Raw genomic sequence first — 12825 nt, 5'->3', positions numbered from 1 at the left:
CCCCTACACCCAGGCGCTCCTCGCCGCCGCCCCGCTGGCCGACCCCGTACGGCAGCGGCAGCGCCAGCCGGTGCTGCTCGGTGACGACCTGCCGTCCGCGCTGGACCCACCCTCCGGCTGCCGTTTCCGCACCCGGTGCCCGCTAGCGTTCGACAGGTGCGCGACCGAGACCCCGGCGCAGGTCCAGTACCACGGCGGCATGGCCGCGTGCCATCTGGTCCGACCGGACGGCACCCGACCAGACGTCCGCGCCGCAGACACGAGTGAGGTTCCGTCATGACGTTCACCACCCGGCCAACCCTGCAGGGGACCTTCGGGATGGTCTCCTCGACGCACTGGCTCGCCAGCCAGGCCGCCATGGGCATCCTCGAACGCGGCGGCAACGCCTTCGACGCCGCGGCCACCGCGGGGTTCGTCCTGCACCTCGTCGAACCCCACCTCAACGGGCCGGGCGGCGAGGTCCCCGCCATCGTGGCGACGGCCGAGGACCCCACACCGAAGGTGCTGTGCGGGCAGGGGCCCGCCCCGGCCGGCGCGACCATCGCGCACTTCCGTTCCCTGGGGATGGACCTCATTCCCGGCGCCGGCCCGCTCGCCGCCGCCGTTCCCGGCGCCGTGGACGCCTGGCTCCTGCTGCTGCGTGACCACGGCACGCTCCCGCTGGCGGAGGTGCTGGACCCGGCGATCGGCTACGCCGCCTCCGGCCACCCGCTCGTCGGCCGGGTCGGCGACACGGTGACGGCGGTGCGAAAGCTGTTCGAGGAGCACTGGCCCACCTCCGCCCAGCTCTGGCTGCGCGAGGGCCGGCCCCCGGCCGCGGGTGAGCTGTTCACCAACCCGGCGTACGCGCGGACGCTGCGCAGACTGGTCGAGGCCGCGCTGTCGGCCGGCGCGGACCGGGAGGCGCAGATCGAGGCCGCGCGTCGCGCCTGGCGGGAGGGGTTCGTCGCCGAAGCCGTCGACGCCTTCAGCCGGCGACCGTTCCAGGACTCCAGCGGCAGCCCGCACGCCGGCCTGGTGACCGGGGCGGACATGGCCGCGTACTCCGCCACCTGGGAGGAGCCGGTCACCCTCGACTGGCACGGCCACACGGTGGCGAAGACCGGCTTCTGGGGGCAGGGGCCGGTGCTGCTGCAGACCCTGTCGATCCTCGACGCGCTCGACGATCCGCAGGCGTACGACCCGTCGACCGCGGCCGGCATCCACGCCCAGGCCGAGGCGCTCAAGCTCGCCTTCGCCGACCGGGAGGCGTGGTACGGCGACGGCGCCGACGTGCCCGCGAAGACGCTCCTGTCCCGCGAGTACGCCCGGGAGCGGGCCGCCCTGATCGGGGAACGGGCGTCGGCCGAGCTGCGACCGGGCCGTCCCGACGGGGCCGAACCACGGCTGTCGCACCACGCCCGACGAGGCGCCGGGCCGCTCGCGGACGCGACCGACGCCACGACAGGGGAGCCGACTGTCAAATCGGACGGTGTCACCCGCGGCGACACCTGCCACGTCGACGTGGTCGACCGCTGGGGCAACATGATCTCCGCTACCCCGAGCGGCGGCTGGTTGCAGAGTTCGCCCACCATTCCGGAGCTCGGCTTCCCGCTCGGCAGCCGGCTGCAGATGTTCTGGCTCGAGGAGGGGCTCGCCTCGTCGCTCGCTCCCGGACGCCGCCCGCGTACCACGCTGAGCCCGACCCTCGTGCACCGTGACGGCGAGCCGGTCATGGCGTGCGGCACGCCGGGCGGGGACCAGCAGGACCAGTGGCAGCTGTTGTTCCTGCTGCGCCACCTCGCCGGCGGGCGGTCGCTGCAGGAGGCGATCGACGCGCCCGCCTGGCACACGACGAGCCTTCCCGCGTCCTTCTACCCGCGTGGTACGGAGCCCGGTGTGCTGGTGGTGGAGGACCGCCTCGACGAGGAGACGTTGGCGACGTTGCGGGGGTACGGGCACGAGGTGCGGCTCTCCGACCCGTGGAGCCTGGGCCGGCTCTGTGCGGTGACCCGTGACCCGCGGACCGGTCTGCTCGCGGCGGGGGCGAATCCGCGCGGCATGCAGGGCTACGCCTGCGGGCGGTGACGTCAGCGGGCCTGGTAGCCGCCCTCGGCGTTCTCGTGCGCCGCCGCGTAGGCGGCGCCGAGGTGGGCGAGGGCGGCCCGCTCGGCCCGCTGCCCGTCACCGGACTCGATCGCGTCGACCAGCTGGATGTGCTCGGCCCACGAGTGCGGCGCCCGCTCCGCGGCACCCAGCCGGAAGACCCACTGCACATGGAGGTACAGCGCCTTGGTGATCGACGACAGCCAGGGATTCCCGCTGATCTGGAGGATCCGCAGGTGCAGGGCGCTGTTCAGCTCGGCGACCCGACGCAGATCCTGCCGTTCGGTCGCCTCGTGGCCCTGGTCGAGCAGCTCCCGGAGGGCGGTCACGTCCGCCGGGGTCGCCCGCTCGGCCGCCAGCCGGGCCGCCAGCGCCTCCAGGCGCTCGCGGACGGCGAACATGTCCGCGACCGTCCCGCTGCTGGGGGAGGCGACCACCGCTCCGCGCCGGGGCAGGATCACGACGAACCCCTCGGCCTCCGCGACGCGCAGCGCCTCCCGAACGGGGTTACGGGAGACGCCGAAGTCCTCGGCCAACCGGTCCTCGGTGAGCCGTTCACCGGGGAGGTAGTCGCCGTTGATGATCGCGGTCCGCAGAGCGAAGAGGACCTGGTCGCGTAGCGGCAGGTGTTGAGCGCCGAGCTTGCCCCGCAGGTCTCCAGTCAACCCGACCGCCTCTCATCAACGTCCAGGCGAAGTGTATACGAAGAACAATCTGTGAAGGGCGGCCGGCAGTGTCGAGAACAGAGCGAGACGTCCGCGACTCCCGCGTCGCCCCGAAGGCGCCCGCGGATCTCCTACGGCGACGACACGCTCTCGTCGTCGTGCTCACCTTCCTGACCGGGAGCGCCGACGCCGTGGGCTTCCTCTCCCTCGGCGGCGCCTTCTCCAGCGTCATGACGGGCAACATGGTCCTGCTGGGCCTCTCGGCGGGCCGCGGCGACGCCGAACTCGCCCTGACCTCCGGCTGCGCCATCATGAGCTTCATCGTCGGCGTCCTCGCGGGCGCCCGGCTCGCCGGCTCGGCGCAACCGGACGACCCGGTCTGGCCACGGCGGGTCAACCGCGCGCTCACCCTGGAACTGCTGATCTTCGTCGTCTTCGTCGTCGTCTGGGAGGTCAACCTTCCCGACCACTCGGAGCGCGTCGACCTGGTGCTCCTGATGCTGTCGGCGGCGGCACTCGGTGTGCAGAGCAGCGCCATCCAGCGGTTCGGCGTACCGGGCCTCTCCTCCACCTACCTCACCGGCACCCTCACCAGCCTGATCGGCGGCGTCGCCGCGCGGAGCCCCTGGCACACGCTGCGGCCGAAGGCGCAGGTCCTGCTCGCCCTCATGGCCGGCGCGGCCGTCGGAGCGCTCGCCGCCCTGCACCTGACCGCACTGGCGCCGGCGCTGCTGATCGTCCCCCTCCTGCTCGTCATCGCCGTCTCCTCGCGGCTCGCCGAGTGAGCCGGCGGGACGGGCGCTCGCCCGTGGCCGCGGCCCGGGCGGCGGAATCTCCGTGTGGGTGGTCGCCGCAGGTGGCCGTCCGGACCACCTCACCGTCGGTGGACCGCCGCCCGCGGGGCTCAGGGCAGTGGCTGCGGTGCCGCCGGACCCACGTACCGCGAGTCCGGCCGGATGATCTTCGAATCGGCCGCCTGCTCCAGCACGTTCGCACACCACCCGATGACCCGGCTGGTCGCGAAGGTGGGTGTGAACATCTCCCGGGGCAACCCGCACAGGTGCATGACGACGCCCGCGTAGTACTCCACGTTGGTGTGCAGTTCCCGGCCGGGCTTGAGTTCCGCCAGCAGCGACAGCACCCGCTCCTCGACGGCCACGGCGAAGTCCACCAGATCCCCGCCGAGTTCCCGCGCGATGCCCTTGAGCATCCGTGACCGGGGGTCCTCCGTGCGGTAGATCGGGTGCCCGAACCCCATGATCCGCTCGCCGCTCAGGATGCGTGCGCGCAGCCAGGCGTCGGCCCGGTCGACGGAGCCGATGGCGTCGAGGGTGTCGAGGGCCCGGCTGGGGGCGCCGCCGTGCAGGGGGCCGGAGAGCGCGCCGAGCGCGCCGCCGACGCACGCGTAGATGTCGGCGCCGGTGGAGGCGATGACGCGAGCCGTGAAGGTCGACGCGTTGAAGCCGTGGTCCACTGTCGCGATGAGGTACCGCTCGATCGCGCGGGCCTGCGGCTCGGACGGCTCCGCCCCGGTGATCATGTACAGGTAGTTGGCCGCGTGCGGAAGGTCGTCCCGGGGCGCGAGCGGCTCCAGGCCGGCCCGCAGCCGGTACAGCGCCGCGAGCAGGCTGGGTGTGAGTGCGCAGAGCGCCATGGCCTGCGCCCGGCGCTCGGCCGGCGAGGTGTCGTAGAGCGAGCGGGTGCCGGCGGCGAGACCGGCGAGCGCCAGAGCGGCACGCAACCCGCCCATGGGATCCGGCGACGGGGAGGCCGCGGCGATGCCGGGCAGCGCGGCGGCGACCGCCGGCGGTATGTGGCGCAGCGGTGCGATCCCCCGATGCAGGGCCTTCGGCTCGGCCGGCAGGGAGCCGTCGATCAGGAGCGCCCAGACGTCCTCCAGCGTGCGGCGCTCGGCGAGGTCGATCGCCGAGTACTGCCGGTAGTGATAGAAGCCCTCGCGGCCACGGACGCGGCCGATCGTGGTGTCGGTGACGACGACGCCGGCGAGGCCCCGGGGAGCGGTGATGGTGTCAGCCATGCGGGCAGCCTCACGTTCACCGCGCAGCACAGTCAACATTGATCCAGTCAATATGAGAGCATGACCACATGTCCGAGGACCAGCTGCTGACGACCGCCGAGGTGGCCCACCGCCTGCGCATCAAGCCGGAGACGATCTACGCGTACGTCAGTCGAGGGTTGCTTGCCCGCGTCAAGGTTCCCGGCGAGCGGATCAGCCGTTTCCGGCTGGCCGACGTCGAGCGGTTGGCCGCACGCACCCAGGGGACGCGGCCGGAGCGGGACACCGCCGCGACGATGCGGACCGCCACGACCCTGATCGCCTACGGACGGCTCCACTACCGGGGACTCGACGCCGCGAAGCTCGCCCCGGTGACCCCGTTCGAGGAGGTGGCCCGCTGGCTCTGGACGGGACAGCGGCGGGGGGAGGCCTTCGTGGCCGCCGCGGAGGCCGTCGACGCCGCGAGACGAGCCGGCGCGCACCTGCCGTCCCGTGCCCGGACCTTCGACCGGCTTCCGGTGGTCGTCGCCGTCGCCGCCGCGATGGATCCGCTCCGCTTCGACCTGGCGCCGGGCACCGTGGCCGCGCTCGCGCCCGCCCTGCTGGCCACCATGGTCGACGCGCTCCCCCTCGTGGGGAGGAAGACCGCGGACGACAGCCTGGCGGCCCGCCTGTGGCCCCGGCTGACCCACGAGCCGGCGTCCGCGGAGAGTCTGCGGGCACTCAACGCCACCCTCGTCCTGCTCGCCGACCACGACCTGGCCGCCTCGACCATCGCGGTACGGGTGGCGGCATCGACCCGCGCGAACCCGTACGCCGCGGTGCTGGCCGGCCTGGGCGCGCTGGACGGGCCGATGCACGGCGCCGTGGGCGGCACGGTCCACCGGATGATCGAGTCGGCCCTGCGGGACGGGGCGGCGGTCTCGATCGCCGAATCGCTCCGCACCGGCGGCCTGCCCGGATTCGGGCACCCGCTCTACCCGGACGGCGACCCGCGCGCTGCCGCCCTGCTCGACCTGGTCGCGGCGTTGCCACTCGCCGACGAGCTGCGCCGCGCCGTGGACGACCTGATCAGCACGGCGATCCGGCGGGGCAGCCGGCCCAACGTCGACTTCGCCGTCGCCGTGCTGGCGCACGCGAGCGGCATGGGCCCCGGCGCCGCCGAGGTGATCTTCGCGATCGCCCGCACCGCGGGCTGGATCGCGCACGTCATCGAGGAGTACGCCCAGCCGGGCAACCGGTTCCGGTGGACCAGCGGCTACACCGGGCCACCTCCCTCGGCGTGATCCGACGCGGAGGACGGCGCCCGCGGCCGACCGGGCGGTGCGCGTCGCAACTCGCGCGGGTGAGCCGCCGGTCCGGGTCAGGGCCGGATGAGACACATCCCGCCGAAGCCGGGCCGGTCCATGGTGCTCAGCGCCTCGGGCACCTCGTCGAGGCCGATCGTGCGGGTGACCAGGTCGGCGGGGCGCAGCACCCCGGCCTCGACCATCCGCAGCAGCTCCGGATAGGCGTGCGCCGCCATGCCGTGACTGCCCCGCAGCTCCAGCTCGTACGCGATCACCAGCTCCATCGGCACCGCCGGCCGTCCCTGCGCGGCGGGCAGGAGACCTACCTGCACGTGCCGCCCGCGCCGCCGCAGGCTCTCGATCGAGGCGACGCAGGTCGCGTGCGCGCCCAGCGCGTCCAGGGAGAGGTGGGCGCCGCCGCCGGTCGCCTCCCGGACGGCTGCGGCCACCTCACCGGGGCCGGTGAGCGTGCCGCCGTCCACGCAGACCGTGGCCCCGAAGCGTCGGGCCGACTCCAGGGCGGCGGGCGAGACGTCCACCGCCACCACCCGGGCGCCGCACGCCGCCGCGATCATCACCGCGGAGAGCCCGACGCCGCCGCAGCCGTGCACCGCCACCCACTCGCCGGCGGCCACCCGCCCCTGCGCGACCACCGCCCGGAACGCCGTGGCGAAGCGGCAGCCCAGCGCCGCCGCGGCCGGGTAGTCCAGGTCGTCCGGGAGCCGGACCAGGTTGACCTCCGCGTCGTGCACCGCCACGTACTCGGCGAACGAACCCCAGTGCGTGAAGCCCGGCTGGGTCTGCCGCTCGCACACCTGCTGGTCCCCGGCGAGACAGGCCGCGCAGCGCCCGCACGCGCAGACGAACGGCGCGGTGACCCGGTCGCCGGGCCGCCACCCGCGCACCCCCTCACCGACGGCCGCCACGACGCCGGCGAATTCGTGGCCGGGCACGTGTGGCGCGCGGATGTCGGGGTCGTGCCCCTGCCAGCCGTGCCAGTCGCTGCGGCACAACCCGGTCGCCTCCACCCGGATGACCACGCCACCGGGCGGCGGTGTCGGGTCGGGGACGTCGCGGACCTCGGGCCGGGCACCGAACTCGTCGAAGATCACCGCACGCATGCGACGGATCCTCACATGCCCGGCGCGCGGCCGGTACCCGCGCCCCCGGCAGCCGTCGCGCCGGGCGGCGGCGTCGGCCTCAGCGCCGGTCGGACTTCGATCGAGTGGTCCGGCGCCGCCACGGGATCACCACGAGGGCGACGGTCAGGACGAAGACTCCGCCGAGACCGAGCCCGACGGGCAGCAGCAGCGAGGTCGTCTCGGCCGTCTCCTCCTCGCGCTCGCCCTTGACCGGCACGACGGGCTGGTCGTACTTCTTCTCCTCGGGTGCCACCAGGTGACCGACGGAGGCGCCGCGCGGAAGCGCGAACCCCCAGTTGAGCAGCGCCGCCGCCTCGCCCAGACTGCCCAGCGGAGCGGTCTCCGCGCCCAGCAGGGTGACCGCGAGCCGCCGGCCGTCGCGTTCGGCCACCCCGACGTACGTCTGCCGGGCCAGGTCGGTGAAGCCGGTCTTGCCCCCGAGCGTGCCGGGGTAGTGACCCAGCAGTGTGTTGTCGTGCGTGATCTCGAACGCGGGGGTGCCGGAGCGTGCCGGTATCCGCGCCACCTGGGTCGCCACGTACCGGCGGAAGTCCTCGCGGGCGAACGTGGCACGCGCGATCAGCGCCAGGTCGTACGCGCTGGTGTACTGACCGGGGCCGTCGAGACCCGAGGGGGTGGCCGCGTGGGTCTGGTACGCCCGCAGCCGGCGCGCCTCCTCGTTCATCGCGTCGACGCCGCCCTGCCGGCCGGCGCTGCCGCCGCCGAGGCGGGCGAGCACGTTGGCCGCGTCGTTGCCCGAGCAGAGCAGCAACCCCAGCCACAGGTCCTCGACCGCGTACCGGCCGCCCGCCCGTACCCCCATCAGCGAGCTCTCCGGATCGAGGTCGCGCAGGTCCGACCGCGCCACCTCCACCTCCTGGGTCGGGTCGAGCCGGGGCATCAGGGTGGCGGCGAGCAGCAGTTTCTGCACGCTGGCCGGCGTCCGGTGCTCGTGCGGCCCGCACCCGCCCAGGACCTCGCCGGTCTTGAGATCCGCCACCAGCCACGAGGTGGCGGTCACCGCCGGCGCCTTCGGCACGCCGGACGGGATAGCGAGCCCGGCCGTCGCGAGGGCCTCGCCGCCGACCGCTCGCCGCGCGGGTTCGACCGGAGGCGGAGGCGAGGTGGGCGGCGCCGGCGTCGGCGGCTTCACCGCCGGGCAGGGCACCTGCGGTGCGGCGGCCGCCCGCGCCGGCGGTGCGATCGCGACGGCGGGCAGGGCCAGGACGGCGCCGAGCGCCACGGAGGTAACCCGAATGGTGGTCACGCTTACGTACGGTAATCGGCTGTTCGCCGGACACGGGGGGAATGGAGGAAGTAGTGCGGGCGGCGTCGCTACGTGCTCTTCTCGGCCGTACTCGACCGGGTGCGGCCGGTCGGCGGTCGCATCATGGTGCGAGCCACCTGACTCGGCCGCATGGCCGGCTGGCTGAGCGGGTGGGCGCGCTCCGGACGGATGCTGTCGAGGAACAGTTCCGCGTTGCGCCGCCACGCGCCCGGTGCGACCGTGCGGGTGACCTCGGCGACCCTGCTGTTCGACAGCGTGATGAAGATGAGGTCCTCGACGGTGAAGTCCGGTCGGATGGCCCCTTCCTCCCGAGCCCGTTCGAAGAGTTCCTCGATCCGTCGCTGGATCCGCCCGCGCAGCTCCACCAGTTGGGGGGAGCCGTCGAAGCGTGTGGTCATGAGGTTGAGGTAGCCGCCGCGCTCCGCCTCCAGCGCGCAGGTGGCCATGATGAACTCCGCGACCCCGGCCCACCGGTCGGGGTTCGCGATCGCCCGCTCGACCAGCTCGAGTGCGGCGTGTAGCGGCTGGTCGAGCACCGCCTCCCAGAGCTGGACGCGGGACGGGAAGTGCCGGTAGAGGGTGCCGGGGGAGACGCCCGCCGCGGTGACGATCTTGTCCATCGGCGCGTCGAGGCCCTCGCTGGTGAAGAGCGCCTGCGCCGCGCTGATGATCCGCTCGCGGTTCCTGATGCTGTCCCGGCGTTCGGCGCGTGGACGCCGTTCCTCGTCGCGCGCGCTCGTCGTCTGCTCCACGTGGCCATGGTACCCGGAATACCGGAGACGGCTCTCCGTTATACGGTGTAACGGAGATTGGTCTCCGGAACAGGGAGGGTTCTTCTCCCTGCCGTACCACTGCCCCCTGGAGTCACGAATGTTCATCGCCACCCTTGTTGTCAGCATCGCCTTCGCAGCCCTGCTGGCGGTCTCCGCCGCCGGGAAGCTGAAGGGCGACCCGATGCAGATGGAGACCCTGGAACGGGTCGGGGCCATGAAGCTGCGCGGGATGCTCGCGTTCCTCGAAGTCGCGGGTGCCGCGGGGCTCCTCGTCGGTCTGCTGTGGTGGCCTATCGGCGTCGCCGCCGGTATCGGCCTGGTGCTCTACTTCGCCGGAGCGATCGGCGCCCACCTGCGCGTCGGCGACCGCGCGGTTCTTCCGCCCGCCCTGCTCCTCGTCGTCTCGCTCGCCGCCGCCGCACTGCGTCTGGCCTCCGGTCTGTCCTGATCCGCGGGTGACAGAGGGTGGGTCCTCCCTATGTCGGGGATCCACCCTCGTGCGGTGACGGCGGGAACCGATGCCGCTGGGGACACTCGGGCGGGCGGAGTCGTCAACGCCGCAAAGCACGCGAACCGCGCGAAACCTCGTGAACGGCGAGTCGAAGGAGCGTATCGATGACCGCAAACAGCGCCGGCGGCTCCCTGCCGCGACAGCCCACCGTCGACGAGAGCCAATTCGAAGGGTGGCCCGTCCACACGGTGCTTCCCGGTCCGGGCGACGCCCGCGGCCACGTCCTCTACCTGCACGGCGGGGGCTACGTCAGCCCACCGCAGCCCGCGCACTGGAACCTGATCGCCGAGCTGGCCGGCCGCACCGGACGCACGTTCGTCGTGCCGGACTTCCCGCTCGCACCCGAGCACACGCATCGCGACGTCTTCCCGACTCTCCGGCGGCTCCACGAGCAGCTGAGCAACGGGGGAGACATGGACACCTTCGCGGTGATGGGCGACTCCACCGGCGCGACCATGAGTCTCGCCCTGGTCCAGTCGCTGCCGCCGGGACAGCCCCGGCCGCGAGACCTCATCCTGATGTCGCCGTGGCTCGACGCGACCCTGACCAACCCCGAGATCAGGCTCATCGAACCCCACGACCCGATGTCCTCGACCGAGAGCCTCAGCCGGTTCGCACGATGGTGGGCCGGTCGTGACGACCTCGCCACACCCCAGCTGAGCCCCATCAACGGGCCGCTGGAGCACCTCGGCCGGGTCGCGATCCTCGCGGGGACGAACGACATCCTCACCCCGGACGCACGTCGGCTCGCCCAGCTCGCCGCCGGGGCACCCGGCACGGACATGACGCTGTACGAGTACCCGGACATGACCCACGCCTTCATGCTGCTGCGCTCCGGCGCGGAGACCGACGCCGTGCTGGCCGAGATCACCCGACGTCTCGGCGGCCCCCCGAACCGTCCCGCAACGCCCCCGCCCGGGCCGGACCGGCAGGTCGGATACGGTGGCAGGCGTGACCGAGACAGGTGCGGGTGATCCCGCGGCGCAACTGACCTGGCACGGACACAGCACCGTGTGGATCGAGGACTTCGGCACCCGCCTGCTGACCGACCCGCTGCTGCGGGACCGGCTCGCGCACCTGCGCCGCCGCCGCGGCCCCACGCCACAGCTGCCGGGGGTGCCGGACGCCGTACTGGTGTCGCACCTGCACGCCGACCACCTGGACTTCGCGTCGCTGCGCCGGTTGCCCGGCGACCCTGCCCTGGTCGTGCCGGCCGGCGCGTCGCGGCTGATCCGCCGGGCGCTGGGCCCCGCCGCTGACCGGTGCGTCGAGCTCGCCGTCGGCGAGTCGACCACGGTCGGCCGGGTCAGGGTCACCGCCGTGCCGGCGGCCCACGACGCGAGCCGCGGGCCCTGGTCCCGCCACCGCGCGCCCGCCATCGGCTACCTGCTGCAGGGTGCGGCCCGCACCTGGTTCGCCGGCGACACCGGCCTCTTCGACGAGATGGCCAAGCTCGGCCCGCTCGACCTGGCCCTCGTCCCCGTCGCCGGCTGGGGACCGACCCTCGGCCCCGGTCACCTCGACCCGGCCCGCGCGGCCGAGGCGGTACGGCGGGCGGCGGCGGCCTGGGCGGTCCCCATCCACTACGGCACGTTCTGGCCGGTGGGCTTCGACCGGATCCGGCCCGACCGCTTCCTGCCACCGGGGGAGGAGTTCGCCCGGCACGCCGGTGCCGTCTCGCCCGGTACCCGGGTGCGCGTGCTGCGCCCGGGCGAGTCCTGCGCGATCACCCGCTCATGACGGCGACGCTCGGGGCACTGGGCTGGCTGATCCTGGTGGTGCTCTTCGGCTCCGTCGTACCGGTGGTGCCGACCGGCGCGGCGGTCAGCGGCGCGGCCGCGCTCGCGGCCCACCAGCAGCCGCTGACCGTGGTGCTCGTGGTGGCCGCCGGCGCGCTCGGCGCGTACGTCGGCGACCTCGCCACCTACCTGGTGCTCCTCTGGGGCGGCGAACGGATCGCCCGCCGCCTGCGGTGGCTGCGGGAGCCGCAGCGGTTCGACCGGCTGGCCGCCCGGGTCCGCGAGGGACGTGTCTCGCTGCTCCTGGTGTCCCGACTGGTCCCCGGCGGGCGGGTGCCGGTGCTCCTCGCCGGCGCGGTGGCGGGGCTGACCTGGCGGCGCTTCGTCGTCGCCAACGCGCCGGCGAGCCTGGCCTGGTCCGTGCTCTACGCGGCGATCGGTGTCGTCGGCCGGGCGATCTTCCCCGAGCCGTGGCAGAGCGTGGTCGCCGCGATCCTGCTCGTCGTCCTGGTCAGTCAGGGGCTCAGCTGGCTGGGCCGGCGCCGGACGGCGCCGGAGCCTCCGCCTGCGCGACCATGACGGGCAGCGGGACGTTCGGCTGCTCGGGAACGACCGGCCGGTCGGTCTCGGCCGGGGACCCGGCAGGCGTGGACGGGGTGCCGTCGGCAGGGCGGCGCAGTCCCAGCTCCTCCAGCCACCCGAGCAGCTGCCGGTGCACCGCGTCCGGACCGACCAGCTCGCCGTCCTGGGGCCAGTCGGCCGGGTGGACGAGCAGCGCCTCGGTCTGCCAGCCCCCCAGCCCGCCGTGGCAGCCCACCAGCTCCTCGAAGGCCGCCACCTCCTCCAGGCTGGGGTCGACCGCGCTGATCACCACCAGGTCGCCGACGTGCGCCATCGTCTGGTGCCGCAGCAGGTCCCGCCGGGCCCGCGGCCCGTACGGCACCAGCGGGTCGTCGCCCTCGACGTGCCCGTCGCGCAACCGGTGCCGGCCACGCGGCCCGATCGCCAGCGGCCCGGCCGCCGAGTCGACGACGACCACCCCGATCCCGGGATGCGCGGCCAGCCCCTCGATCAGCTCCGGTGCCACGGCGTCGATGCGTTCGCGGGTCAGCCGCCCGGGGTGCTGGGCGAGGTAGATCATGGCGAGATTGCCGGAGGCCACCACCACGGTCTCCGGGTCGGTCCGGGCGGCCGCCTCCTCCCGGTCCGCCGGTCCGAGGCTGATGTCCCCGTCCGGACCGGGCCGCACGGCGGCGCGGGTCGCCGCGGCGGTGACACCGCCGCGCCCCGCCACCTCGGTGAGCAGCGTGTTGACC

General features: G+C 74.0%; 13 protein-coding genes and 1 pseudogene. 8 read left to right on the top strand and 6 right to left on the bottom strand.

All coding sequences use genetic code 11. From position 1 onward, the window contains the following. Both E1211_RS24235 and E1211_RS24230 read left to right on the top strand, forming a co-directional pair. On the top strand, window positions 1–280 hold a 280-nt coding region (locus tag E1211_RS24235; protein WP_371686196.1), incomplete at its 5' end, for an oligopeptide/dipeptide ABC transporter ATP-binding protein. After that, window positions 277–2067 carry a gamma-glutamyltransferase family protein gene (locus E1211_RS24230; protein ID WP_132351310.1) on the top strand — a complete coding sequence of 597 codons (1791 nt, stop codon included), beginning with the start codon at window positions 277–279 and terminating at the stop codon, window positions 2065–2067. The genes E1211_RS24235 and E1211_RS24230, both read left to right, overlap by 4 nt. 2 nt (window positions 2068–2069) lie before the next feature. Here the strand turns inward: E1211_RS24230 and E1211_RS24225 are convergent, their stop codons facing one another. Next, complete coding sequence (locus E1211_RS24225) at window positions 2070–2750, bottom strand: GntR family transcriptional regulator (RefSeq protein WP_132351309.1); 681 nt, start codon at window positions 2748–2750, stop codon at window positions 2070–2072. A gap of 68 nt (window positions 2751–2818) precedes the next feature. On the opposite strand from E1211_RS24225, the gene E1211_RS24220 reads away from it, so the two are divergent. Next, window positions 2819–3535: a YoaK family protein gene (locus E1211_RS24220; protein ID WP_207915493.1), complete on the top strand. Its 717-nt coding sequence runs from the start codon at window positions 2819–2821 to the stop codon at window positions 3533–3535. Between the two features lie 119 nt (window positions 3536–3654). Here the strand turns inward: E1211_RS24220 and E1211_RS24215 are convergent, their stop codons facing one another. Continuing rightward, on the bottom strand, window positions 3655–4788 hold the full coding sequence (locus tag E1211_RS24215) for a citrate/2-methylcitrate synthase (protein WP_132351307.1): 1134 nt from the start codon (window positions 4786–4788) through the stop codon (window positions 3655–3657). A gap of 68 nt (window positions 4789–4856) precedes the next feature. Here E1211_RS24215 and E1211_RS24210 point away from each other — a divergent pair, with 68 nt between their 5' ends. Next, window positions 4857–6053, top strand: coding sequence for a citrate synthase (locus E1211_RS24210; protein WP_132351306.1), 1197 nt, complete (start codon window positions 4857–4859; stop codon window positions 6051–6053). 77 nt (window positions 6054–6130) lie between these two features. Here the strand turns inward: E1211_RS24210 and E1211_RS24205 are convergent, their stop codons facing one another. The 3 genes from E1211_RS24205 to E1211_RS24195 form a co-directional block, all read right to left on the bottom strand. Then, window positions 6131–7177, bottom strand: coding sequence for a zinc-dependent alcohol dehydrogenase family protein (locus tag E1211_RS24205; protein ID WP_132351305.1), 1047 nt, complete (start codon window positions 7175–7177; stop codon window positions 6131–6133). A gap of 79 nt (window positions 7178–7256) precedes the next feature. Beyond that, window positions 7257–8465, bottom strand: coding sequence for a D-alanyl-D-alanine carboxypeptidase family protein (locus E1211_RS24200; RefSeq protein WP_243709672.1), 1209 nt, complete (start codon window positions 8463–8465; stop codon window positions 7257–7259). Between the two features lie 68 nt (window positions 8466–8533). Further along, window positions 8534–9238 carry a TetR/AcrR family transcriptional regulator gene (locus E1211_RS24195; protein ID WP_165947333.1) on the bottom strand — a complete coding sequence of 235 codons (705 nt, stop codon included), beginning with the start codon at window positions 9236–9238 and terminating at the stop codon, window positions 8534–8536. 118 nt (window positions 9239–9356) lie between these two features. Between E1211_RS24195 and E1211_RS33510 the strand changes: the two genes are divergently transcribed. The 4 genes from E1211_RS33510 to E1211_RS24175 all read left to right on the top strand — a co-directional run bounded on the left by E1211_RS33510 (window position 9357) and on the right by E1211_RS24175 (window position 12088). Further along, window positions 9357–9707, top strand: coding sequence for a DoxX family protein (locus tag E1211_RS33510; protein WP_132351303.1), 351 nt, complete (start codon window positions 9357–9359; stop codon window positions 9705–9707). 167 nt (window positions 9708–9874) lie between these two features. Then, window positions 9875–10744 (top strand): alpha/beta hydrolase fold domain-containing protein, encoded by an 870-nt coding sequence (locus tag E1211_RS24185; RefSeq protein ID WP_132351302.1) that lies wholly within the window; start codon window positions 9875–9877, stop codon window positions 10742–10744. Then, window positions 10722–11510, top strand: a complete 789-nt coding sequence (locus tag E1211_RS24180; RefSeq protein ID WP_132351301.1) for an MBL fold metallo-hydrolase — start codon at window positions 10722–10724, stop codon at window positions 11508–11510. Before E1211_RS24185 ends, E1211_RS24180 begins: the two co-directional genes overlap by 23 nt. Continuing rightward, window positions 11507–12088 (top strand): DedA family protein, encoded by a 582-nt coding sequence (locus tag E1211_RS24175; RefSeq protein WP_132351300.1) that lies wholly within the window; start codon window positions 11507–11509, stop codon window positions 12086–12088. Before E1211_RS24180 ends, E1211_RS24175 begins: the two co-directional genes overlap by 4 nt. On the opposite strand, the pseudogene E1211_RS24170 reads toward E1211_RS24175, so the two are convergent. Next, window positions 12033–12825 (bottom strand): annotated as a pseudogene (locus E1211_RS24170) (phosphodiesterase); the annotation flags it as partial. The gene E1211_RS24175 and the pseudogene E1211_RS24170 sit on opposite strands and share 56 nt — an antisense overlap.

This window comes from Micromonospora sp. 15K316 (assembly GCF_004348525.1).
Taxonomy (GTDB): Bacteria; Actinomycetota; Actinomycetes; order Mycobacteriales; family Micromonosporaceae; genus Micromonospora.
This window is presented reverse-complemented; position numbering and strand designations above follow the sequence as displayed.

Coding starts and splice junctions, on each gene's coding strand:
- E1211_RS24175 (WP_132351300.1), top strand. CDS start 11,507: ATGACGGCGACGCTCGGGGCACTGGGCTGGCTGATCCTGGTGGTGCTC.
- E1211_RS24230 (WP_132351310.1), top strand. CDS start 277: ATGACGTTCACCACCCGGCCAACCCTGCAGGGGACCTTCGGGATGGTC.
- E1211_RS33510 (WP_132351303.1), top strand. CDS start 9,357: ATGTTCATCGCCACCCTTGTTGTCAGCATCGCCTTCGCAGCCCTGCTG.
- E1211_RS24185 (WP_132351302.1), top strand. CDS start 9,875: ATGACCGCAAACAGCGCCGGCGGCTCCCTGCCGCGACAGCCCACCGTC.
- E1211_RS24205 (WP_132351305.1), bottom strand. CDS start 7,177: ATGCGTGCGGTGATCTTCGACGAGTTCGGTGCCCGGCCCGAGGTCCGC.
- E1211_RS24210 (WP_132351306.1), top strand. CDS start 4,857: ATGTCCGAGGACCAGCTGCTGACGACCGCCGAGGTGGCCCACCGCCTG.
- E1211_RS24215 (WP_132351307.1), bottom strand. CDS start 4,788: ATGGCTGACACCATCACCGCTCCCCGGGGCCTCGCCGGCGTCGTCGTC.